Here is a 23,335-nt window from a genome sequence, read left to right as displayed (position 1 = left end):
TTCGGCCCCGCCTGCGCAACAGACGGGGCCGAGGGGACGTACGAACCGAATCAGTTGGGCAGCACGACGACGAAGCGCTGCGGCTCCTCGCCCTCGGACTCGCTGCTCAGACCCGCGGCCTTCACCGCGTCGTGCACGACCTTCCGCTCGAACGGGGTCATCGGCTTGAGCTTCACGGGCTCGCCGCTGTTCTTGGCCTCCGCGGCGGCCTTGGCGCCCAGCTCGGACAGCTCGGAGCGCTTCTTGGCCCGGTAGCCGGCGATGTCCAGCATCAGCCTGCTGCGGTCCCCGGTCTCCCGGTGCACGGCCAGCCGCGTCAGCTCCTGCAGCGCCTCCAGTACCTCACCGTCCCGGCCGACCAGCTTCTGCAGGTCGCGGGTGCCCGCGTCGCTGATGATCGACACAGAGGCACGGTCGGCCTCGACATCCATGTCGATGTCGCCGTCGAGGTCGGCGATGTCCAGCAGGCCCTCGAGGTAGTCCGCCGCGATCTCGCCCTCCTGCTCCAGGCGGGTAAGGGTGTCTGCACCCTCGGCAGCGGCGGAGGTGGTGCCTTCCGTCACGGGATGGGCTCCTTCTTACTTCTTGGACGGGGACTTGGGCCGCTGCGGGCCACCCTTGCGCTGGCCGGACTGGGCCTTGCTGCGGGTGCCGCTGCCGGACTTCGGGGCGGCCTTCTCGGCGGCGGCGGCAGGCTTGGCGTCCTCGGGCTCCTCGGACTTCTCCAGCGACGTGGACGGCTCAGCGTCACCCGCCTGCTTGGTGCTGCCGGACTGGCGCTGGGCCTTGCTCTGCCGCTTGGGCTGCTGCCGCTTGGCGGCGGCAGTCGTGGTGGTGGCGGTGGTCACACCGTCCTCGGTCTCCACCACGGCCTGGCCCTCGCTCTTCACCACGGACCCGTCGGCCTGGGCCGCGAGGCCCGCCTTGGTCAGACCGTTGATGAACTTGCGCTCGAACTCGTTGCGGTCGCGGCCCTTGGCGACGATCGCCTTGACGATGGCCTTCTCGCTCCGCCGGCCGACCTTGCCGTGGTGCGTGACGTGCTTGGTCAGACGCTCCAGATAAGCGGCCTGGGCCTTGGAACCCGGGGTCGGGTTGTTGTGGATCACGTACATCTGCTGGCCCATGGTCCACACGTTGGTGGTCAGCCAGTAGACGAGGACACCGACCGGGAAGTTGATACCGAAGACGGCGAACATGACGGGGAAGACGTACATCAGCATCTTCTGCTGCTGCATGAACGGCGTCTTCACGGTCGTGTCGACGTTCTTCGTCATCAGCTGGCGCTGCGTGTAGAACTGCGACGCCGACATCATGACGATCATGACAGCGGTGACGACCCGCACATCCGTGACCGTGGCGCCCAGGGCCTGGACGGTGGCGGAGCCGTCCTTGAACTTCGCGGCCAGCGGGGCCCCGAAGATGTGCGCCTGACGGGCACTGGCCAGCAGCGACTCGTTGATGACACCGATGGTCGTGCCCGACGCGATGCCGTTGAGCACGTGGTACAGGGCGAAGAAGAACGGAGACTGCGCCAGGATGGGAAGGCACGAGGAGAGCGGGTTGGTACCCGACTCCTTGTACAGCTTCATCATCTCTTCGGACTGACGCTGCTTGTCGTTCTTGTAGCGCTCCTGGATCTTCTTCATCTCGGGCTGGAGCGTCTGCATGGCCCGGGTCGCCTTGATCTGCTTCACGAAGAGCGGGATCAGGCAGATGCGGATCAGAATCACCAAGGACACGATGGACAAGCCCCAGGCCCAACCGGTGTCAGGCCCGAAAATGGCGCCGTACACCGTGTGGAACTGGACGATGACCCATGAAACGGGTGTCGTGATGAAGCTGAAGAGGCTGGCAATCGTGTCCACTAATCATGCTCCTTGGGCATGGGACGAGGTCTCTGCGGCCGGGCTCGAGGAAGGCTCGGAAAGGAGCTCCCCTTCGAGGGCCGGTTCGGCGGCGGAGGGCCCGCCCCTGCGTGCGCGCCAGGCGTCACGCAGCATTTCGTGCCACCGCGGGCGCTTGCGCGGCGGAACATGGTCCACCCCGCCCAGCGACCACGGATTGCACCGCAGGATGCGCCAGGCGGTGAGTGCCGTGCCCTTGAGCGCACCATGCCGGTCGATGGCCGTGTAGCCGTAGTGGGAGCACGACGGGTAGTACTTGCACACCGGTCCGAGCAGTGGGCTGATCGTCCACTGGTACAGCTTGATCAGAGCCAGTAGCGGGTACTTCATCGCGCGCCCCCTCCCAGCAGCCGCTGAACGGCGGCATCCAGGTCTCGGGCCAGCTGTGCGTGGTCTGCGTCGCCCGCTCCGGGCAGCGCTCGTACGACTACCAGGCTACCGGGGGGAAACAGGACGACTCGGTCACGCATCAGATGGCGAAGTCTGCGCTTCACTTGGTTACGCACGACCGCGCCGCCCACGGCCTTGCTCACGACGAAACCCGCACGCGTCGGGGGAGCGCTCTCCCCAGGCGCGTGCGGGTCCGTGGCACCGCTACGTAGGTGGACGACGAGCGTCGGGCGGCCTGCCCGACGACCCCGTCGTACCGCGGTCGCGAAGTCCTCGCGCCGCCTCAGCCGATGCTCGGTAGGCAGCACGACGTCATGACCTGATCAGATCAGGCGGACAGGCTGGCGCGACCCTTGCTGCGACGGTTCGCGAGAATCGCGCGTCCGGCACGGGTACGCATCCGCAGGCGGAAGCCGTGGGTCTTCGCGCGACGACGGTTGTTCGGCTGGAAGGTGCGCTTGCTCACTCGGGGGCTCCAGAGAAATTCGGTAGTGGCGGGGTGCCGTCCTGGCTGTCACCGTGCGCCCACGAGTAGCTCGCATCACGCCCGAGTGCACCGCTTCCCGATCACCTTCAGCGATCTGTGCCCATCGGAGGCAGGCGGCAGCAGCCATCGACAACTCGACCTGGTTACGGTACGCGGGGCTACGCCATCCGGTCAAACCGAGTGTCACGGAGAGACACTATCCACAGGCTGGGGACAACAACTTGAACCGTACCCGCCGCCCTGACTACCGTGACTGGACTCCGATTCGTTCCTTTGTCCCCCTGCCCCACCGATCTACATCCCGACCCGTCCCACAACCACACGTTCGTGGGACCTGTGAGAGAGCGTGCCCTGTGGCTGACGTACCTGCCGATCTTGCCGCAGTGTGGCCACGAGTACTCGAGCAGCTCCTCGGTGAGGGCCGCGGGCAGGGCGTGGAGGCCAAGGACGAGCACTGGATCCGACGCTGCCAGCCCCTCGCGCTCGTCGCGGACACCGCCCTGCTCGCCGTACCGAACGAATTCGCGAAGGGCGTACTGGAAGGCCGTCTGGCCCCGATCGTCAGCGAGACCCTGAGCCGCGAGTGCGGCCGCCCCATCCGGATCGCGATCACCGTCGACGACTCCGCGGGCGAGCCCCCGGCTCCACCCGCGCCCCCCGCCCAGCCGCAGCCGCGCTACGAGGAGCCCGAGCTCCCCACCGGACAGTACGAGGGATACGGCCGCCACCGGGCCGACGACCAGCTCCCCACCGCCCGGCCCGCCTACCCGTCGGAGTACCAGCGGCCCGAGCCCGGCGCCTGGCCGCGCCCGACCCACGACGACTACGGCTGGCAGCAGCAGCGCCTGGGCTTCCCCGAGCGCGACCCGTACGCGTCCCCGCCGGACACCTACGGTGAGCCGCACCGCGACGCCTACGGAGCCCCGCCCCAGGACTACCGCCCGCCGGCGATGGACCGCCCGTCGTACGACCAGCCGTACGAGCAGCCGTACGACAAGCCGCGTCCGGACTACGACAAGCCGCGCCCGGACTACGACAAGCCGCGCTCCGAGTACGACCCCTCCCGCATCGACCCCTCCCGCATCGACTACGACCAGCGCGACCCGGCCCGCCGCGAGCGCCCGGAGCCGCCGGCCGGAGCCGGTCACGTGCACCGCGGCGGACCCGTGGGCCCGAACCTGCCCACGACCGGCGCCCCCGGCCCGCTGGCCGCGCAGCCCGCGCCGGCGACCGGTCCGGGGGAGCCCACCGCGCGGCTGAACCCGAAGTACCTCTTCGACACCTTCGTCATCGGCGCCTCCAACCGCTTCGCGCACGCGGCCGCGGTCGCCGTCGCCGAAGCGCCCGCGAAGGCGTACAACCCCCTCTTCATCTACGGGGAGTCCGGCCTCGGCAAGACGCACCTGCTGCACGCGATCGGGCACTACGCGCGCAGCCTCTACCCGGGCACGCGGGTGCGGTACGTGAGCTCCGAGGAGTTCACCAACGAGTTCATCAACTCCATCCGCGACGGCAAGGGCGACAGCTTCCGCAAGCGCTACCGCGAGATGGACATCCTGCTCGTCGACGACATCCAGTTCCTGGCGGACAAGGAGTCGACGCAGGAGGAGTTCTTCCACACCTTCAACACGCTCCACAACGCCAACAAGCAGATCGTGCTCTCCAGCGACCGGCCGCCCAAGCAGCTGGTCACGCTGGAGGACAGGCTGCGGAACCGTTTCGAGTGGGGCCTGATCACGGACGTCCAGCCGCCCGAGCTGGAGACGCGCATCGCGATCCTGCGCAAGAAGGCGGTGCAGGAGCAGCTCAACGCCCCGCCGGAGGTGCTGGAGTTCATCGCCTCCCGGATCTCGCGCAACATCCGCGAGCTGGAGGGCGCGCTGATCCGGGTGACGGCGTTCGCCTCGCTCAACCGGCAGCCGGTGGACCTGGGCCTGACGGAGATCGTCCTCAAGGACCTCATCCCCGGCGGCGAGAACGCGGCCCCCGAGATCACGGCCACCGCGATCATGGCCGCGACCGCGGACTACTTCGGCCTCACGGTCGAGGACCTGTGCGGCACCTCGCGCGGCCGTGCCCTGGTGACCGCCCGGCAGATCGCCATGTACCTGTGCCGTGAGCTCACCGACCTGTCGCTGCCCAAGATCGGCGCGCAGTTCGGCGGCCGCGACCACACGACCGTGATGCACGCCGACCGCAAGATCCGCGCGCTGATGGCCGAGCGCCGGTCCATCTACAACCAGGTCACCGAGCTGACCAACCGCATCAAGAACGGCTGACACGGCCCTGCGAACGGCCGGCGCGGGCCTACGACAGCGCTGAGGGCGCCCTCGGGAGGAGATCCCGGGGGCGCCCTTCGTCATGCCGCGGCCATCCGGTGTTCGATTACCCGCCGGGTTACGGCCGCCCTCCACAGATTCGGGCACTTTTTTGCGTCCACATGCTGGGGACTGTGGAGTTGTCCCGAAACCATCCACAGGCTGTGCGGTTGAAAGCTCATCAGCCCAGCTCATGTGCCTGTGGATCGGTGGACGAAGGATCTCCACAGACTGTGGACGAAGCGAGGATCCACAGGCTGTGCACGAAGTTGTCCACCGGCAACCCACAGCTTGGAGCCGGTTGTCCCCAGCGATCGCCCGCTTCTCCACATGGCTGTCCACTGTTCGGCAACGCGACGCACCCGATCACCGCGTCGAGTGAAAGGCGTCACACCAAGGTGCCGGGTTGGGGTGTGGGAAACGTGGGTAAATCTGGGGACGCAGCTGGGGAGAACTGCCCTCGGGCTGTGGGCGGTGTGTGCAGAACTTTCTGTTCTCCACAGAAACCCTCGGTTGTCCACCGCCGTCACCCACAGGGTCAGTGGATAAAAAATGGGCCCTGAGCTGGGAAAACGTGGTTATCCACGGTATCCACAGGCCCTACTACTACTCCCGACTAGAGAGAGCGGGAAATCCGTTTCGAAGCGGGGCCTGTGCACAACTCGCCGTCTCGAGCCCGGCTGCCCCTCGGAGCGACTTGACCCCGACAGGCACCTACTGTCAGTGCGGTGCGTCAGACTGGTCCCCGGTGTCCTTCCCGTCCCAGTGGGCGGCGACACCGAGTCGGAGGACTCAGAGGCAACAGCAGCGCAGGAGGCGGCTTACGGTGAAGATCCGGGTGGAACGCGACGTACTCGCGGAGGCAGTGGCGTGGGCGGCACGCAGCCTCCCGGCCCGTCCGCCGGCGCCTGTGCTCGCCGGCCTGCTCCTGAAGGCCGAGGACGGCCATCTGAGCCTGTCCAGCTTCGACTACGAGGTCTCCGCGCGCGTGTCCGTCGAGGCGGAGGTCGAGGAGGAGGGCACGGTCCTCGTCTCCGGCCGCCTGCTCGCCGACATCTCCCGCGCCCTGCCCAACCGTCCGGTGGAGATTTCCACAGACGGTGTACGGGCGACCGTGGTCTGCGGCTCCTCGCGGTTCACGCTCCACACACTGCCTGTGGAGGAGTACCCGGCGCTGCCCCAGATGCCGAACGCGACCGGCACGGTCCCCGGCGAGGTCTTCGCCTCCGCCGTGCAGCAGGTCGCCATCGCCGCCGGCCGCGACGACACGCTGCCCGTCCTCACCGGTGTGCGCATCGAGATCGAGGGCGACACGGTCACGCTGGCCTCCACCGACCGCTACCGCTTCGCGGTCCGCGAGTTCCTGTGGAAGCCGGAGAACCCGGACGTCTCCGCGGTCGCCCTGGTCCCCGCCAAGACGCTCCAGGACACCGCCAAGGCGCTGACCAGCGGCGACAACGTCATCCTGGCGCTGTCCGGCTCGGGCGCGGGCGAGGGCCTGATCGGTTTCGAGGGCGCCGGGCGGCGGACGACCACGCGTCTGCTGGAGGGCGACCTCCCGAAGTACCGCACGCTGTTCCCGACCGAGTTCAACTCCGTCGCCGTGATCGAGACCGCCCCCTTCGTGGAGGCCGTCAAGCGTGTGGCCCTGGTCGCCGAGCGGAACACCCCGGTGCGGCTGAGCTTCGAGCAGGGCGTGCTCATCCTGGAGGCGGGTTCCAGCGACGACGCACAGGCTGTGGAAAGGGTCGACGCCCAGCTGGACGGCGACGACATCTCCATCGCCTTCAACCCGACCTTCCTGCTGGACGGGCTGAGCGCGATCGACTCCCCGGTGGCCCAGCTGTCGTTCACGACGTCCACCAAGCCCGCGCTGCTCAGCGGCAAGCCGGCGGTGGACGCCGAGGCGGACGAGGCCTACAAGTACCTGATCATGCCGGTGCGGCTCAGCGGCTGACCGGCTGATCGCGACCTCCGGCAAAGCCCCAGGTGAGGGCATACGAATGAGCGCGTATGCCCACAGCTGTGCGTGAGCGTCCGGGTTTAGGCTCGGACACGGGTACGACAGTGCCTCACACGCCACACAGCGACCTAAGGAACACAACTGATGGAGCTCGGTCTCGTCGGCCTCGGCAAGATGGGCGGCAACATGCGCGAGCGGATCCGCCGCGCGGGCCACACCGTCGTCGGATACGACCGCAACGCTGACCTCGCGGATGTCCACAGCCTGGAAGAGCTTGTGGGCAAGCTTCCCGGCCCGCGCGTGGTCTGGGTGATGGTCCCGGCCGGCGAGCCCACCCAGTCCACGATCGACGAGCTCGCCGAGCTCCTGGAGCCCGGTGACGTGGTCGTGGACGGCGGCAACTCCCGCTGGACGGACGACGAGCGGCACGCCCAGGAGCTGGCCGCCAAGGGCATCGGCTTCGTGGACTGCGGTGTCTCCGGCGGCGTCTGGGGCCTGGAGAACGGGTACGCGCTGATGTACGGCGGTGACGCCGAGCACGTCGCCAGAGTGCGGCCGGTGTTCGACGCGCTCAAGCCGGAGGGCGACCTCGGCGCCGTGCACGCCGGCAAGGTCGGCGCGGGCCACTTCGCGAAGATGGTCCACAACGGCATCGAGTACGCGATGATGCAGGCCTACGCCGAGGGCTGGGAGCTGCTGGAGAAGGTCGACTCCGTGGAGAACGTCCGCGAGGTCTTCCGGTCCTGGCAGGAGGGCACGGTCATCCGTTCCTGGCTGCTCGACCTCGCGGTCAACGCCCTGGACGAGGACGAGCACCTGGAGCGGCTGCGGGGTTATGCACAGGACTCGGGCGAGGGACGCTGGACTGTGGAAGCCGCCATAGACAACGCGGTGCCGCTGCCGGCGATCACCGCGTCGCTGTTCGCGCGGTTCGCCTCGCGCCAGGAGGACTCCCCGCAGATGAAGATGATCGCCGCGCTGCGCAACCAGTTTGGCGGCCACGCGGTCGAGAAGAAGCCGTAGCGGACTCGGCGAAGCCGGAAGAAGTTGTCCACAGGGTCGCGCGGCGATCCACAAGCCTGGGGGAGGTCGGCGAACGACCATGCACGTCACGCATCTGTCGCTGGCCGACTTCCGCTCGTACGCCCGGGTCGAGGTCCCGCTGGACCCGGGCGTCACGGCCTTCGTCGGCCCGAACGGGCAGGGCAAGACGAATCTCGTCGAGGCGATCGGCTATCTCGCCACCCTCGGCAGTCACCGGGTCGCCTCCGACGCCCCGCTGGTGCGCATGGGCGCCGATCGCGCGATCATCCGTGCCCAGGTCCGGCAGGGCGAGCGGCAGCAGCTGGTCGAGCTGGAGCTGAACCCCGGCAGGGCCAACCGCGCCCGGATCAACCGGTCCTCGCAGGTCAGGCCGCGGGACGTGCTGGGGATCGTACGCACGGTGCTGTTCGCGCCGGAGGACCTCGCCCTGGTCAAGGGTGATCCCGGCGAGCGGCGCCGTTTCCTGGACGAGATGATCACCGCGCGCTCGCCGCGCATGGCCGGCGTCCGTTCCGACTACGAGCGGGTGCTCAAGCAGCGCAACACGCTGCTGAAGTCGGCGGCGCTGGCCCGGCGGCACGGCGGCCGCTCCATGGACCTGTCCACGCTGGACGTGTGGGACCAGCACCTCGCGCGCGCGGGTGGCGAGCTGCTCGCCCAGCGGCTCGACCTGATCGCCGCGATCCAGCCGCTCGCCGACAAGGCGTACGAGCAACTGGCTCCCGGCGGTGGCCCGGTCGCCCTGGAGTACAAGCCGTCGGCGCCGGGCGAGGCGCACACGCGTGAGGACCTCTACGCCCAGCTGATGGCGGCCCTGGCCGACGCGCGCAAGCAGGAGATCGAGCGGGGCGTCACCCTCGTGGGCCCGCACCGTGACGATCTGGTTCTCAAACTCGGTCAGCTGCCCGCCAAGGGGTACGCGTCGCACGGCGAGTCCTGGTCCTATGCGCTGGCGCTGCGCCTGGCGTCGTACGACCTGCTGCGTGCGGAGGGCAACGAGCCGGTGCTGGTCCTCGACGACGTCTTCGCCGAGCTGGACGCCCGGCGCCGTGAGCGGCTGGCGGAGCTGGTGGCTCCCGGCGAGCAGGTGCTGGTGACGGCCGCGGTCGACGATGACGTGCCGCATGTGCTGGCGGGTGTCCGGTATGCCGTGTCCGAGGGGGAGGTGGAGCGGGTATGAGCACCGAGGGTCCCGGCTCCGACAGGACTCCCAGGCCTGACGCGGCTCCCAGGCCCGACGCGGCGTCCGGGGCCGACGCGACTGCCGGGAAGGCGCCCGAGCCTTCGGGGGTCGATCTGGCGCGGGTGGCGCTGCGTGCCGCGAAGGAGCAGGCACGCGCGCGTGGGGACGCGGCGCAGCAGAAGAAGCAGGCGCGGCGGGGCGGTCTGCGTTCCGGTGCGCGGGCGGACGGCCGGGATCCGATGGCGCTCGGTGCGGCGATCAACCGGCTGATCACCGAGCGGGGCTGGGAGACCCCGGCCGCGGTGGGCGGTGTGATGGGCCGCTGGCCGCAGATCGTGGGTGAGGACGTGGCCAAGCACTGTGTGCCGGAGAAGTACGACGAGGACGAGCGGGTGCTGGTCGTGCGCTGCGATTCGACGGCGTGGGCGACGAATCTGCGGCTGCTGGCGCCGACTCTGGTCGCGCGGCTCAACGAGGATCTCGGGCACGGTGCGGTCCGGATGATCAAGGTGTTCGGGCCGGGTGGTCCCGTCCGTCGCTATGGCCCGTTGCGGGCTCCGGGCAGCATGGGCCCCGGTGACACCTACGGGTGACAGAACTCACACAGGAAGGCCATGGAGGGCTGCCGCGGGTGCGTCCCGGTGGTTCGGCGTGCAACCGCACGCTCTTGCGAATCCCGACCTGACCCTTGAGTAGCCAAGGGTTGACATCCCGAAGCGCTGAGTGCCGCTGTGAGCCTCTTGGAGCCCCCATCCGTATATCGGGACCCGGCGGAGACCGGTTGAGGGCGGCACATGAGTACTCAGGTACCGGCAAACCCCCATCACTGTCGGCGCTACCGGTAGACTGGAAGCCAATCCCGCCCCAAACGTGGGGACCGTCCGGGAAAAGCTGAGCAACGCTGATCAAGGCTTACCAACGCAACATGCCGCAGCCGCTCCGGCAACCCGCCGACGAGCCCGGCTCGTGCTGTGCCAGAAAGGGCGCTTCGTGGCCGATTCCGGCAACCCCAACGAGAACATCCCGTCCACCGACGCGGGCGTGAACGGCCCGGCGACCTCCTCGAACGGGGAGGTCACGGCCTCGTACGACGCCAGCGCCATCACCGTCCTCGAGGGCCTGGACGCGGTCCGCAAGCGACCCGGTATGTACATCGGTTCCACCGGCGAGCGCGGTCTGCACCACCTCGTGCAGGAGGTCGTCGACAACTCCGTCGACGAGGCACTGGCCGGCCACGCGGACACCATCGACGTGACGATCCTCGCCGACGGTGGCGTGCGCGTCGTCGACAACGGCCGCGGCATCCCGGTGGGCATCGTCCCCTCCGAGGGGAAGCCGGCCGTCGAGGTCGTGCTGACCGTGCTGCACGCGGGCGGCAAGTTCGGCGGCGGCGGCTACGCGGTCTCCGGCGGTCTGCACGGCGTCGGTGTCTCCGTCGTGAACGCCCTGTCGACCAAGGTCTCCGTCGAGATCAAGACCGACGGCCACCGCTGGACGCAGGACTACAAGCTGGGCGTCCCGACGGCCCCGCTCGCCCAGCACGAGGCGACGGAGGAGACCGGCACCTCGGTCACCTTCTGGGCCGACCCGGACATCTTCGAGACCACCGAGTACTCCTTCGAGACGCTCTCGCGGCGCTTCCAGGAGATGGCGTTCCTCAACAAGGGTTTGACGATCAAACTCACTGATGAGCGCGAGTCGGCGAAGGCCGTGACCGGTGCGGACGAGGCGGGCGCCGACGAGAAGGCCGAGGTCAAGTCGGTCAAGTACCACTACGAGGGCGGCATCGTCGACTTCGTGAAGTACCTCAACTCCCGCAAGGGAGAGCTGGTGCATCCCTCGGTCATCGACCTCGAGGCCGAGGACAGGGACAAGAGCCTGTCCCTCGAGGTCGCGTTGCAGTGGAACAGCGGCTACAGCGAGGGCGTCTACTCGTTCGCCAACATCATCCACACCCACGAGGGCGGCACGCACGAGGAGGGCTTCCGTGCGGCGCTGACCTCGCTGATCAACAAGTACGCGCGCGACAAGAAGCTGCTGCGCGAGAAGGACGACAACCTCACGGGTGACGACATCCGCGAGGGTCTGACCGCGATCATCTCGGTGAAGCTGAGCGAGCCGCAGTTCGAGGGCCAGACCAAGACCAAGCTGGGCAACACGGAGGCCAAGACCTTCGTTCAGAAGGCGGTCTACGAGCACCTCAACGACTGGCTGGACCGCAACCCGGTGGAGGCCGCGGACATCGTCCGCAAGGGCATCCAGGCGGCCACCGCGCGCGTGGCGGCCCGCAAGGCCCGCGACCTGACCCGCCGCAAGGGCCTGCTGGAGTCGGCGTCCCTGCCGGGCAAGCTCTCCGACTGCCAGTCGAACGACCCGACCAAGTGCGAGATCTTCATCGTCGAGGGTGACTCCGCCGGCGGCTCGGCCAAGTCCGGCCGGAACCCGGAGTACCAGGCGATCCTCCCGATCCGCGGCAAGATCCTCAACGTGGAGAAGGCCAGGATCGACAAGATCCTGCAGAACCAGGAGATCCAGGCGCTGATCTCCGCGTTCGGCACGGGTGTGCACGAGGACTTCGACATCGAGCGGCTCCGCTACCACAAGATCATCTTGATGGCGGACGCCGACGTCGACGGCCAGCACATCAGCACCCTGCTGCTGACCTTCCTGTTCCGCTTCATGCGGCCACTGGTCGAGGCCGGGCACGTGTACCTGTCCCGTCCCCCGCTGTACAAGATCAAGTGGGGCCGGGACGACATCGAGTACGCCTACTCGGACCGCGAGCGTGACGCGCTGATCGAGATGGGCCGGCAGCGCGGCAAGCGCGTCCGCGAGGACTCGATCCAGCGCTTCAAGGGCCTCGGTGAGATGAACGCCGAGGAGCTGCGCGTGACCACGATGGACCAGGAGCACCGGGTCCTCGGCCAGGTCACCCTCGACGACGCCGCCCAGGCCGACGACCTGTTCTCGGTCCTGATGGGCGAGGACGTCGAGGCCCGCCGCCAGTTCATCCAGCGAAACGCCAAGGACGTCCGCTTCCTCGACATCTGAGTCGGTCTCAGCTGACCGCACAGGGAAGGATCTTCACCAGCAATGGCCGACGAGAACACTCCCGTCACCCCCGAAGAGGGCGGCGAAGTCGCGATGCGCGTCGAGCCCGTCGGGCTCGAGACGGAGATGCAGCGCTCGTATCTGGACTACGCGATGTCCGTCATCGTGTCCCGCGCGCTGCCCGACGTCCGTGACGGTCTCAAGCCCGTCCACCGCCGCGTCCTGTACGCCATGTACGACGGCGGCTACCGCCCCGATCGCGGCTTCTACAAGTGCGCCCGCGTCGTCGGCGACGTCATGGGCAACTACCACCCCCACGGCGACTCCTCGATCTACGACGCCCTGGTGCGCCTCGCCCAGCCGTGGTCGATGCGCATGCCGCTGGTGGACTCCAACGGCAACTTCGGTTCCCCGGGCAACGACCCCGCCGCGGCGATGCGCTACACCGAGTGCAAGATGGCGCCGCTGTCGATGGAGATGGTCCGTGACATCGACGAGGGGACCGTCGACTTCACGGACAACTACGACGGCCGCTCCCAGGAGCCGACCGTTCTGCCGGCCCGCTTCCCGAACCTGCTGATCAACGGCTCGGCCGGTATCGCGGTCGGTATGGCGACCAACATCCCGCCGCACAACCTGCGCGAGGTCGCCTCCGGCGCCCAGTGGTATCTGGAGAACCCGGAGGCCTCGCACGAGGAGCTCCTGGACGCCCTCATCGAGCGCATCAAGGGCCCGGACTTCCCGACCGGCGCGCTCGTCGTCGGCCGCAAGGGCATCGAGGAGGCCTACCGCACGGGCCGCGGCTCGATCACCATGCGCGCGGTCGTCGAGGTCGAGGAGATCCAGAACCGGCAGTGCCTGGTGGTCACGGAGCTGCCGTACCAGGTGAACCCCGACAACCTGGCCCAGAAGATCGCCGATCTCGTCAAGGACGGCAAGATCGGCGGGATCGCGGACGTGCGGGACGAGACCTCGTCCCGCACGGGTCAGCGGCTGGTCATCGTCCTGAAGCGGGACGCGGTCGCCAAGGTCGTCCTGAACAACCTCTACAAGCACACGGACCTCCAGACGAACTTCGGCGCCAACATGCTGGCGCTGGTCGACGGCGTGCCGCGCACGCTGTCGCTGGACGCGTTCATCCGGCACTGGGTGACGCACCAGATCGAGGTCGTCGTCCGCCGTACGCGCTTCAGGCTGCGCAAGGCGGAGGAGCGGGCGCACATCCTGCGCGGTCTGCTGAAGGCGCTGGACGCCATCGACGAGGTCATCGCGCTGATCCGGCGCAGTGAGACCGTCGAGATCGCGCGCGGGGGCCTGATGGAGCTCCTGGAGATCGACGAGATCCAGGCCAACGCCATCCTCGAGATGCAGCTGCGCCGCCTGGCCGCCCTGGAGCGGCAGAAGATCGTCCAGGAGCACGACGAACTCCAGGCGAAGATCAACGAGTACAACGCGATCCTGGCCTCGCCGGTCCGCCAGCGCGGCATCGTCAGCGAGGAGCTCGCCGCGATCGTCGAGAAGTACGGCGACGACCGCAAGACCATGCTGGTGCCCTACGACGGTGACATGTCCATCGAGGACCTGATCGCCGAGGAGGACATCGTCGTCACCGTCTCGCGCGGCGGCTACGTCAAGCGCACCAAGACGGACGACTACCGGGCGCAGAAGCGCGGCGGCAAGGGCGTGCGCGGCACGAAGCTGAAGGAAGACGACATCGTCGACCACTTCTTCGTCTCGACCACGCACCACTGGCTGCTGTTCTTCACCAACAAGGGCCGGGTGTACCGGGCGAAGGCGTACGAGCTCCCCGACGCCGGCCGGGACGCGCGCGGGCAGCACGTGGCCAACCTCCTGGCCTTCCAGCCGGACGAGGCCATCGCCGAGATCCTCGCGATCCGGGACTACGAGGCGGCGCCGTACCTGGTGCTGGCCACCAAGGCCGGTCTGGTCAAGAAGACGCCTCTGAAGGATTACGATTCGCCCCGCTCCGGTGGCGTCATCGCGATCAATCTGCGGGAGAGCGCGGACGGTTCCGACGACGAACTGATCGGAGCCGAACTCGTCTCGGCCGACGACGATCTGCTCTTGATCAGCAAGAAGGCGCAGTCGATCAGGTTCACCGCCTCGGACGACACCCTGCGGCCCATGGGCCGTGCCACCTCGGGTGTCAAGGGCATGAGTTTCCGCGAGGGCGACGAGCTGCTCTCGATGAATGTTGTTCGAACCGGTACGTTCGTGTTCACTGCCACAGACGGCGGGTACGCGAAGCGGACCCGCGTCGACGAGTACCGCGTCCAGGGCCGCGGTGGCCTCGGTATCAAGGCCGCCAAGATCGTGGAGGACCGCGGATCGCTCGTGGGCGCGCTGGTGGTGGAGGAACTCGACGAGATCCTCGCCATCACCCTCTCCGGCGGTGTGATTCGTACGCGAGTCAACGAGGTCAGGGAGACGGGCCGTGACACCATGGGCGTCCAACTGATCAACCTGGGCAAGCGCGATGCCGTGGTCGGTATCGCACGTAACGCCGAGGCGGGACGCGAGGCGGAGGAGGTCGACGGCGACGTGGCCGTCGACGAGACCGCCGAGGGTGCCGCGACCACCGGCACGGACGAGGGTGAGGCGCCCTCGGACGAGTAGCACGAGGAGTGAGTCATCGTGAGCGGAGCCACGGGCGCCGGGTCGGCCGGTACCTCCACGGGTACGGAAACGGGCGGCGGCGGCCGTGGCTCCGCCGCGAGCGCCGCGCAGCCGACGGATCCGCACACGACCAACCTGAAGCCGGTCAAGGCGGGCTCACCCTCACCCGACTCGCATGGATCCCAGGGGGGAACTGTGGCGGACGCCCGCGGCCGTGAGGACGGGCCGGCGCCCGAGGCGGCCTCGCCGCTGCCCGGGGAACGCAAGCCGCAGCAGCCCTCCGGCCCCTACCACCCGCCGCAGGCCTACCCGGCGCAGGGCCCCGGCGCGGCCGTACGCCGGCCGCGCACCGGTTCCGGAGCGCGCACCACGCCCCGTACGCGCAAGGCGCGGCTGCGGGTGGCCAAGGCCGACCCGTGGTCCGTGATGAAGGTCAGTTTCCTGCTCTCCATCGCGATCGGCATCTGCACGGTCGTCGCGTCCGCGGTGCTGTGGATGGTCCTGGACGCGATGGGCGTCTTCTCGACGGTCGGCGGCCAGATCTCGGAGGCCACGGGCTCCACCGAGTCCAACGGCTTCGACCTGCAAGCCTTCCTGTCGCTGCCGCACGTCCTGACGTTCGCGACGATCATCGCGGTCATCGACGTCGTCCTGGCCACCGCCCTCGCCACGCTCGGCGCGTTCATCTACAACCTCTCCGCGGGCTTCGTCGGGGGCATCGAGCTGACCCTCGCCGAAGACGAGTGACGGACCCCCGACAACCGATTTTGGGACTGCCCCTCTCGTGCGCTAATCTTCAGGAGTCAGCGCGCGGGACATACACCGCACAGCGCGGCGGGGCTATAGCTCAGTTGGTTAGAGCGCATCCCTGATAAGGATGAGGCCACAGGTTCAAATCCTGTTAGCCCCACCATCACGAAGACCCCCGGTCCACATGGGCCGGGGGTTTTTGACATCTACGACTGACATCAACCCCTTACGGCGCGTGGCGCGCGCTCGCCGCCTCGGCTGTGAAAATCACTGTCCGATTGTCGGAACACGGTGATAGAGAGTCCACGTGACAACGACACTTGCGTTCCCCGCTCTGTTGCGACTGATCGACGAACGGTCGAGCGCCTTCCGCGCCGTGGTCGCCTCCGCGACCAGCCTCGACGTGCAGGTGCCGACCTGCCCGGAGTGGACGCTGTTCGATCTGGCGCAGCACATCGGCGAGGGACGCCGCGCCTGGGCCGCCACCGTCGCCGCAGGGCCTGCTCCGGCCAAGTCCGCAGCGGAGGGCGACCCGGCTGCGCCTCGGGAGCGGGAGGCCCTGCCGGCCTGGTTGGCGGAGTCCACGGAGCAACTGCTGGACGCATTGCGGGAGGCCGGCCCGGATCGCGGTTGCTGGACGTGGTGGGGTGCGTCCCAGTCGCCGCAGACCTGTGGCGCCGTCGCCCGGCACCAGCTCCAGCAGATGGCGGTGCACACCTACGACGCCCAGGTCACTGTGGGTGCTCCGGAGCCGCTGCCGGACGAGGTGGCACTCGACGGTGTCGAGGAGTTCCTGTTCACCTGCGTCGCAACGACGAGTGCCTGGCCGCACAAGCCCACTGCCTTCGACTTCCACGCCACCGAGGGCCACTCCTGGCGCCTCACGGTCGACGGCGACGGCGCACGCTCCACCCGTATCCCCGCGCCCGGCACGACGCCTGTCGCCGCTGCCGACGAGGGCCCGGACGCGGCCGGCGTCTCCGTTCGCGGCACGGCCAGTGAGCTGGTCCTCTTCGTGTACGACCGTATCCCGGCGGACTCCGTGCAGATCGAGGGAGACGCAGGTTTGTTCGACCTTCTCCGCGCGTGGGAGCCGGAGGAGTAGGGCGGGTGCTGTAGAGCGATCCTGTTGGCGCCACCAGCAGGAAGACCCCCAACTGATAGCGGTTGGGGGTTTTGGCGTTCAGGGGGGCAGCGGGAACGGCCCGTCGCAGTACGACGAGACCCCCGACCGGTTCTGCCGGTCGGGGGTCTCTCTGTGCGGGTGGCTGTACGCAAACCGCCGTTGTGTCGTGTTACGTCGCTCGTGTGCTGCCCGGCTCCGTCAGGTCTGCAGGGGGGCCTTGTGCTCGGAGGAAGAGGAGGACGCTTCCTGGTCGCTGGGGGACTGGCGACGGCAGCCGGGGGACTTGCCGTGGGCCTCGGCCTGGATGCGCTGCTTCATCGTGGGGGGCAGGGACGGAGCGACCAACCGGGACAGGAGGGGCGGGAGCGGAGCCGAAACCTGTACGGTCTCGCCGCACGGTTCCTCGGTCCGGGTCTGCGGTGCGGCCGCGGCGGTGGTCGCCGTGGCGAGGCCGAGCGCCGTGAACAGCGCGAGGAATGCGGTGATGATGGCGGTCCACAGCTTCATGACCTTGTTCTGGGTCATGGCCCCTCACTTTCAGGTCGGGCGATTTGCGTACTTTCCTCATGATGTGTATGAGGGCCGCGAAGTGGTGGACCGACGCCCGTGGCGCGGCGATGTTCTGATGAACACCACTCGTATGGGCGTAAAGGACAAGAATTGATCTCAGACGGGCGGAAGTTGACGTACCGATGTAGGTCACCGATCGATATCGGTCGGTGTGTATAGTCGGGCGCCAGAGGTCCCCTACGTCAACGAAAGACGAGGTCGCGCGGTGAAGAAGCTTCTCCTGGTCGCACTGGCCGCCATCGGCGGGCTCCTCGTGTACCGCCAGATCCAGGCGGATCGCGCCGAGCAGGATCTGTGGACGGAGGCGACTGACTCCGTGCCCACGGGTTCGTGAGTACCGGAAAAACCGGAATCTGAGCAAGCCCCGACCGCCCTCGCGGTCGGGGTTTCGTGTTGCAGGATGGGCGACGGTCCGGTACGAGCGCGAGGGGGCGGGGCGGCATGGGGACGGGGCGGTGGCGTACGGCTTGGTGGCGTACGGCGGTACGGTTCGCCGTCACCGGAGTGCTGACGGGCGCGGCGGTCGCCCTGCCGGGCGGCACCGCGGCCGCCGACGGCACCACGACCGGGACACCGGGCGGCTACGCCTTCGCACCCGAGGCGCGGACCGTGAAGGGCACGGCAGGCACCACGGACGCCGAACGCCTGGAGCCCGGCAAGAGCTACCGCAGCTCCCTCGGGAAGAACGCCGAGGTCTACTACCGCTTCGCACTCACCGACCGGGCGACGACGGCCTACGTCGCCGTCACCGCCGTCCCCCCGCCCGACGCCAAGGTCTCCGCCACCGACGGCATCCGTGTCTCGCTCCAGGCCGCCGACGGCACCACCTGCTCCAACGACACCGCGAGCTTCGGCGGCGGCCTGAGCCCGCACCCCGTCACCGCGTTGGGGATACGTGAGGCGGGCAAGGCGCTGTGTCAGGGGGCGGGCACGTTCTACCTGGTCGTCGAACGCGCCGACGCGACCGGCTCCGGGTCCGGCGGCGCCTCCTCGGCCCAGGACTGGAGCCTGGAGATCGCCCCGGTCACCGAACCGCCCCGGGCCAAGGCCACCGGCACCGCGGCGCCCGGGGACTGGAACTCCGCCACCCCCGAGCCCCTCACCGGCGACCCCCGGACCCGAGCCGGCGGCGCCGGCTTCGCCGGGGCGCGGGCACTGGTCCAGGGCGTCTGGGACACCCGCATCCGGCCCGGCCAGACCCTCTTCTACAAGGTCCCCGTCGACTGGGGCCAGCAGCTGTACGCCACCGCCGAACTCGGCAGTTCCGCCGAGGGCGGCGGCTATGTGACCGGCGCCCTCGGCCTGTCCCTGTACAACCCCGCCCGCGGTGCCGTCACCGACGCCGCCAGCGGCTACAGCGGCCGGCAGGCGACGGCCGCCCTCGCCCCCCTGCCGCCCGTCGCCTACGTCAACCGGTACGCCGCGAGCGGCCAGGTCAGCGCCATGCGCTTCGCCGGCTCCTACTACCTCGCCGTCCACCTCAGCGGGCAGGTCGCCGACACCTTCGGCGACAAGGCGTACGGGCTGACACTGCGCGTCCGCGTCGACGGCACGCCCCACGCCGGACCCGGGTACACCGGGAAGTCCGCACCCGCGCACCTCTTCGAGATCACGGCCGGCGACCGGGAGGCCGCGGTCACGGGCGAGGCCCCCGGTGGCGGCACCGCCATGAAGGCCCTCGCCGCCGGCGGGATCGGCACCGGGACGGTACTGCTCCTGGGGCTCGGCCTGTGGACCCTGACGGCACGGCGCAGGGCCGCGACCGCCACGGCTCAGACGCGGGCCAGCGCCCAGAACCCGACCGCGTAGCAGGCCAGCGCGAACAGCAGTACCGGCACGACGACCTTGGACGGGGGCCCGGGACGGTGCCGTGGCGCGGCGTGTGCGGCATGCGTGGCGTGTGTGGCTCGGGGGACCTGCGCGGTGTAGGGGGCGGTGGGGGTGTGGGGGTGCGGCGGGGTGTGGGTGTACGGGGGTGATGCGACGGCGTACGAGGGTGGGGGAAAGGGGGCGTGCGGCGCGGGCGCGGGGTTGTGGCTCTGCGTCGTCGGCGTCGGCGTGGGTGTCGGGGTGGGCGCCGGCGTCGGTGCCGGTGTGGGCGTAGGCGTGGACGGTTGCCGCGGTGGCGGCAGGCGGAAGCTGCCGGTGTCCGACACGGAGTGGCCCGTGTCCGTATCCGTGTCGGCGGGCGCCTCCGACCCCGTACTCGTGCCCTCGTACGCCCCTTCGTCCGCTCTCGCCCCGGGCCCGGCACCCAGTGGCCCCTCCGGGCCGAACCCCGGAGGCAGGGGGCCGACTTGGTCGAAGATCTCGATCAGTTCCTCGTCGGGGCCCGGCTCCGGCAGGAGCTCCACGGCGGCGGCGAGGGCCTTGCGCGCTCCCGTGGCGGTGCGGAAGCGGGCCTGTGGATCCGGTTGCAGCAGGGAGGCCACGACCTGCCACAGCGGCTCGGGAACGCCCTTGGGAGCGCCGGGCGTGCCGTGTTCCATGAAGTACTGGACGAGCGCCTTGGCGTCGGGCTTGGCGCCCTGGAGCAGGTACAGCGCGACCAGGCCGACCGCGAACAGGTCGGCGGGGAAGTCCGGTTCGGCGCCCAGCATCTGCTCGGGCGCGAGGTAACCCGGCGTCCCCACCACGAGGTTGGTCTCCGTCAGGCGCGGCTCGCCCAGCCGCATCGCGATGCCGAAGTCGGACAGCCGCAGCCGGGGCCGGCCGGTGCCGGTGGCCTCCAGCAGGATGTTGGCGGGCTTGATGTCCCGGTGGACGACACCCTCGGCGTGCACGGCGGCGAGGCCGGCCAGCAGCTGGTCGAGGAGAGTGCAGACGAAACCGGGCGGCAGGGGACCGTAGTCCCCGACCAGGTGGACCAGGGAACCACCGACGACCAGGTCCATGGTGAACAGGACCTTGTCGTCGTCGGCGGCCCAGCTCGCCGGAGCGAGCACGTGCGGGTGGTCGATCCGCAGGGCCTGCTCCCGTACGAAGCGCAGGAGGGAGTGGGCGTCGCGCTGCTGGAGCACCTTGGCGGCGACGTAACGGCGACGGCGGTGGTCCCAGGCGCGCCAGACGGCGCCGACTCCGCCGCGTCCGATCGGGTCGGCCAGTTCGTACCGCCCGGCGAAGACCTCACCCATGGCTGTCCGTCGCTCCTCCCCCTGCGGCCCCCGTGATGTTTCCCCGTCACTTGCTTCCCCCGTGACGAGCTTCCCCCGTGATGAGAGCTACGACCCCTCCCCGGGCCGCGGACTCAGCTCTGGTGGGACTGGTAGTGCGCGACCGCGTCCGAGGTGCGGCCGGCGCCGTAGACGCGCAGGAACTCCGCCAGCTCCGGATGGCTCGGGGCGAGGGTGTCCGCGGCCTCGATGATGTCCCCGGCCGCGGCCACCGAGCGCAGCAGCGACTGGATCTCGCGGACCACCCGCTTGACCGTGGGCGCCCCCGAACTGCTGGTCGTCTGTGTGGTGTTGCTGAGCACCGATCCCCCTTGTGACTTCTTGATCTCCTCCATGCGCTCGGTCGCCTCGGCCGCGCTGACGCTGCCGTCCGCGACCTGCCCCGCCAGGTCCTGCAGCAGCTGCACCCGCTGCACGACCGCCGGATTGCCGATCTTCGCGCGCTGACCGCTCATCAGCTGCGACAGCATCGGCGCGGACAGGCCGAGGACCGCCGCGAGGCGGGCCTGGTTGAGACCGAGATCTTCGATGAGCTTACGGAAGAGCGCCCCCAACGGCTCCCCGTACCAGTTCCGCTGCAGCTCCCGCGCTCTTGCGGTGGCTTCCTGCTGTGCGGCGTCCATTGCGTCTCCCCATCGCTTCCCCTGAACGTGGGTTCGCTGTAGCGAACCACGAGGGGCATCTTACGGAGCGTGGTCGCCGACGGGGACCCCAACTTTTTTGCGAGATCCCGGGGGTGACCCGGTACTCTGGTCTGCGGCGCACGCCGGTAGGTGATTCTTCCGGTGGACGCCTGCGTCACGGGGCCTTAGCTCAGTTGGTAGAGCGCTGTCTTTGCATGGCAGATGTCAGGGGTTCGACTCCCCTAGGCTCCACTCCAGGAAGCCCCTCCGGTCTGCGAAAAGCGGACCGGAGGGGCTTTTGCGTGCCATGGGCGCGCTCATGTCCGGCATCCCGGGGACCGTGTTCCGACTGGGTGACGATTGAGCGATTTGCGATGATTTGCAATTGTTTGTGATGGAACGCGGATGGGGCGGGAGGCCCGAAAGCCTCCCGCCCCATCCGCGTCCGTCTCCGGACGCCGCCGTCAGCCGCGGCCGCGCTCGTCGCGGTCCGCCGATTCCTCCTCGGCCTCCTTGGCCTGCACCTCGGGATCGAGCGGCGCCTGCCCAGTGCCGTCGACCGACGCCAGCCGGCCCGACTCGGGCACCTCCGTCGCGGCGGGCGGCTCCACCAGCCAGTCGGGATTGGCCTGCTTGTCCCACCACTTCCAGGCCGCGAAAGCAGTACCGGCCACCGCACCCACCACGGCCAGCGCCTTGGCGACACGACCGGCCCTGGCCCGCCGCCGGTGCTTACGAGCCAGCTTCTGGATCTCCTTGGGCGAGACCTGGCCACGCAGCGCGGCCAGCGCCGCGGCACCCCGCGCCGCCGCCTCGTCGCGCACCGGCCCGGCCGCGGCCACCGCCTGCTCGATCTTCGGCCGCGAGTACACCGCCGCCTGCCGGGCGGCCTTGCGGGTACGGACCGCCGCCTCATGGGCGGCCTGGTCGACCTTCGGCGGGACATGGGCCATGGCCTGCGCCCGGGCCAGCTCCAGCCGGGGCGCGAGACGGGCGTCGTACTGCACGCGGGCCTGTTCTGCGGCCTGCGACACCTTGGGCGCGAGCCGTACGCGTGCCTCCTGCGCGTAGTGCGCGGCACGCTCCTTGGCCGTGTCGGCGTAGGGCGCCACCACTTCCGCGGCGTGCAGCACGCTGTCCTTCGCCGAGCCGGTCGCGGCGCGCACGCTGTCGATGCGGGTCACGGGTTCCTCCTCCTCGGTGGCGTACGGTATTTCGACTTTCCACCCTTTTACGGATCATGCCTGTCAACGGGACATGGGGCATGCGCGGACGGGCATACGGGTGCCGACCGAACCACTCACACCCCACGCCCCACACGAAGAGCGGGTGAATACGGGGCAACACGAGCCTGTCGACGACAATCCCGACAATGCCACGAATCGCCGCCGCGCGCGCCCGCCCCGGGCCGATTCGCGCCCACAAGACACGGTCGGGCGACGCGTGGCCTGGAGCGTGCGAGGATCAGAGGGTCACAGGAAGACAACGGAAGGCAGATCGTGGCCGAGCAGCTCTACGCCACCCTGAAGACCAACCACGGCGACATCGAGGTCCGGCTCTTCCCGAACCACACGCCCAAGACGGTCAAGAACTTCGTCGAGCTCGCCCAGGGCGAGCGCGAGTGGAAGCACCCGGCCACCGGCGCGGCGAGCCACGACAAGCTCTACGACGGCACGGTCTTCCACCGGGTGATCAGCGGCTTCATGATCCAGGGCGGCGACCCGCTCGGCACCGGCATCGGCGGCCCGGGCTACGAGTTCGAGGACGAGTTCCACCCGGACCTGTCCTTCAACAAGCCCTACCTGCTCGCCATGGCCAACGCCGGCCCCGGCACCAACGGCTCGCAGTTCTTCATCACCGTCTCCCCGACGACCTGGCTGAACCGCAAGCACACCATCTTCGGCGAGGTCGCCGACCCGGCCGGCCAGAAGGTCGTGGACGCCATCGCCGCCGTCCCCACCACCAAGCCCAACGACCGGCCGGTCAAGGACGTCGTCATCGAGACGATCGTCATCGAGCGCCGCCAGGGCTGAGACAGGTCGGGAACCAATCGCCCCGCTCGTCCGTAAGGATGAGCGGGCTGGTGCAGTGTCCACGAGACGACCGAGGTGAC

At 69.2% G+C, this 23,335-nt stretch carries 21 protein-coding genes and 2 tRNA genes; 14 read left to right on the top strand and 9 right to left on the bottom strand.

Going from position 1 to position 23,335, the window contains the following annotated elements; all coding sequences use genetic code 11:
• Positions 1-50: 50 nt before the first annotated feature.
• From ABZ915_RS10240 to rpmH, 5 genes are read right to left on the bottom strand one after another with little or no spacing between them, the layout of a single operon-like run.
• Positions 51-563 carry a R3H domain-containing nucleic acid-binding protein gene (locus ABZ915_RS10240; protein ID WP_361798864.1) on the bottom strand — a complete coding sequence of 171 codons (513 nt, stop codon included), beginning with the start codon at positions 561-563 and terminating at the stop codon, positions 51-53.
• A 15-nt stretch (positions 564-578) separates the two neighbouring features.
• On the bottom strand, positions 579-1,868 hold the full coding sequence (gene yidC, locus ABZ915_RS10235; RefSeq protein ID WP_361798861.1) for a membrane protein insertase YidC: 1,290 nt from the start codon (positions 1,866-1,868) through the stop codon (positions 579-581).
• Between the two features lie 3 nt (positions 1,869-1,871).
• Positions 1,872-2,237, bottom strand: a complete 366-nt coding sequence (yidD, locus tag ABZ915_RS10230; RefSeq protein ID WP_361798858.1) for a membrane protein insertion efficiency factor YidD — start codon at positions 2,235-2,237, stop codon at positions 1,872-1,874.
• Positions 2,234-2,605, bottom strand: a complete 372-nt coding sequence (gene rnpA, locus ABZ915_RS10225; RefSeq protein WP_361442064.1) for a ribonuclease P protein component — start codon at positions 2,603-2,605, stop codon at positions 2,234-2,236. The genes yidD and rnpA overlap by 4 nt, the downstream gene beginning before the upstream one ends.
• Before the next feature lie 20 nt (positions 2,606-2,625).
• On the bottom strand, positions 2,626-2,763 hold the full coding sequence (gene rpmH, locus ABZ915_RS10220) for a 50S ribosomal protein L34 (protein ID WP_005482975.1): 138 nt from the start codon (positions 2,761-2,763) through the stop codon (positions 2,626-2,628).
• A gap of 374 nt (positions 2,764-3,137) precedes the next feature.
• Here rpmH and dnaA point away from each other — a divergent pair, with 374 nt between their 5' ends.
• The 10 genes from dnaA (at position 3,138) to ABZ915_RS10170 (ending at position 16,835) form a co-directional block, all read left to right on the top strand.
• Positions 3,138-5,063 carry a chromosomal replication initiator protein DnaA gene (gene dnaA, locus ABZ915_RS10215; protein WP_361798855.1) on the top strand — a complete coding sequence of 642 codons (1,926 nt, stop codon included), beginning with the start codon at positions 3,138-3,140 and terminating at the stop codon, positions 5,061-5,063.
• Positions 5,064-5,928: 865 nt separating this feature from the next.
• The gene (dnaN, locus tag ABZ915_RS10210) at positions 5,929-7,059 is read left to right on the top strand and encodes a DNA polymerase III subunit beta (protein WP_361798852.1); all 1,131 of its coding nucleotides are present in this window, start codon (positions 5,929-5,931) and stop codon (positions 7,057-7,059) included.
• Between the two features lie 150 nt (positions 7,060-7,209).
• Positions 7,210-8,088 carry a phosphogluconate dehydrogenase (NAD(+)-dependent, decarboxylating) gene (gnd, locus tag ABZ915_RS10205; RefSeq protein ID WP_361798849.1) on the top strand — a complete coding sequence of 293 codons (879 nt, stop codon included), beginning with the start codon at positions 7,210-7,212 and terminating at the stop codon, positions 8,086-8,088.
• 79 nt (positions 8,089-8,167) lie between these two features.
• Positions 8,168-9,289 carry a DNA replication/repair protein RecF gene (gene recF, locus ABZ915_RS10200; RefSeq protein ID WP_361798846.1) on the top strand — a complete coding sequence of 374 codons (1,122 nt, stop codon included), beginning with the start codon at positions 8,168-8,170 and terminating at the stop codon, positions 9,287-9,289.
• A complete protein-coding gene (locus ABZ915_RS10195; RefSeq protein WP_361798843.1) occupies positions 9,286-9,885 on the top strand; it encodes a DciA family protein in 600 nt (199 codons plus the stop codon). Before recF ends, ABZ915_RS10195 begins: the two co-directional genes overlap by 4 nt.
• A 397-nt stretch (positions 9,886-10,282) precedes the next feature.
• Positions 10,283-12,343 (top strand): DNA topoisomerase (ATP-hydrolyzing) subunit B, encoded by a 2,061-nt coding sequence (gyrB, locus tag ABZ915_RS10190; RefSeq protein ID WP_361798840.1) that lies wholly within the window; start codon positions 10,283-10,285, stop codon positions 12,341-12,343.
• 42 nt (positions 12,344-12,385) lie between these two features.
• Positions 12,386-14,980, top strand: a complete 2,595-nt coding sequence (gene gyrA / locus ABZ915_RS10185; RefSeq protein ID WP_361798837.1) for a DNA gyrase subunit A — start codon at positions 12,386-12,388, stop codon at positions 14,978-14,980.
• Positions 14,981-14,998: 18 nt separating this feature from the next.
• On the top strand, positions 14,999-15,727 hold the full coding sequence (locus ABZ915_RS10180; RefSeq protein WP_361798834.1) for a DUF3566 domain-containing protein: 729 nt from the start codon (positions 14,999-15,001) through the stop codon (positions 15,725-15,727).
• An 89-nt stretch (positions 15,728-15,816) separates the two neighbouring features.
• A tRNA-Ile gene (locus ABZ915_RS10175) sits at positions 15,817-15,893 on the top strand.
• Positions 15,894-16,037: 144 nt separating this feature from the next.
• Positions 16,038-16,835 carry a maleylpyruvate isomerase family mycothiol-dependent enzyme gene (locus ABZ915_RS10170; protein WP_361798831.1) on the top strand — a complete coding sequence of 266 codons (798 nt, stop codon included), beginning with the start codon at positions 16,038-16,040 and terminating at the stop codon, positions 16,833-16,835.
• Between the two features lie 219 nt (positions 16,836-17,054).
• Here ABZ915_RS10170 and ABZ915_RS10165 read toward each other — a convergent pair whose 3' ends face one another.
• A complete protein-coding gene (locus tag ABZ915_RS10165; RefSeq protein WP_361798829.1) occupies positions 17,055-17,381 on the bottom strand; it encodes a DUF6344 domain-containing protein in 327 nt (108 codons plus the stop codon).
• Between the two features lie 250 nt (positions 17,382-17,631).
• Here ABZ915_RS10165 and ABZ915_RS10160 point away from each other — a divergent pair, with 250 nt between their 5' ends.
• Positions 17,632-17,760: a DLW-39 family protein gene (locus ABZ915_RS10160; RefSeq protein WP_003999697.1), complete on the top strand. Its 129-nt coding sequence runs from the start codon at positions 17,632-17,634 to the stop codon at positions 17,758-17,760.
• Positions 17,761-17,867: 107 nt separating this feature from the next.
• Entirely contained in the window at positions 17,868-19,235 is a 1,368-nt protein-coding gene (locus tag ABZ915_RS10155) for a hypothetical protein (protein WP_361798826.1), read from the top strand.
• On the opposite strand, the gene ABZ915_RS10150 is transcribed toward ABZ915_RS10155, so the two are convergent.
• The gene (locus ABZ915_RS10150; protein ID WP_361798823.1) at positions 19,199-20,560 is read right to left on the bottom strand and encodes a serine/threonine-protein kinase; all 1,362 of its coding nucleotides are present in this window, start codon (positions 20,558-20,560) and stop codon (positions 19,199-19,201) included. The two genes, ABZ915_RS10155 and ABZ915_RS10150, sit on opposite strands and share 37 nt — an antisense overlap.
• 113 nt (positions 20,561-20,673) lie before the next feature.
• Complete coding sequence (locus tag ABZ915_RS10145) at positions 20,674-21,222, bottom strand: helix-turn-helix transcriptional regulator (protein ID WP_132855218.1); 549 nt, start codon at positions 21,220-21,222, stop codon at positions 20,674-20,676.
• Between the two features lie 179 nt (positions 21,223-21,401).
• On the opposite strand from ABZ915_RS10145, the gene ABZ915_RS10140 reads away from it, so the two are divergent.
• Positions 21,402-21,474 (top strand) — tRNA-Ala (locus ABZ915_RS10140).
• A gap of 212 nt (positions 21,475-21,686) precedes the next feature.
• Here ABZ915_RS10140 and ABZ915_RS10135 read toward each other — a convergent pair.
• Positions 21,687-22,406: a DUF5324 family protein gene (locus tag ABZ915_RS10135; protein ID WP_361798820.1), complete on the bottom strand. Its 720-nt coding sequence runs from the start codon at positions 22,404-22,406 to the stop codon at positions 21,687-21,689.
• A 315-nt stretch (positions 22,407-22,721) separates the two neighbouring features.
• Between ABZ915_RS10135 and ABZ915_RS10130 the strand changes: the two genes are divergently transcribed.
• Complete coding sequence (locus ABZ915_RS10130; protein ID WP_361798818.1) at positions 22,722-23,255, top strand: peptidylprolyl isomerase; 534 nt, start codon at positions 22,722-22,724, stop codon at positions 23,253-23,255.
• Positions 23,256-23,335: the final 80 nt, after the last annotated feature.

It is taken from the genome of Streptomyces sp. NPDC046915 (genome assembly GCF_040644935.1).
In the GTDB taxonomy this organism is placed as follows: domain Bacteria; phylum Actinomycetota; class Actinomycetes; order Streptomycetales; family Streptomycetaceae; genus Streptomyces.
The sequence above is the reverse complement of the archived record's forward strand: the minus strand, read 5'-3'. Positions and strand labels throughout refer to the sequence as shown.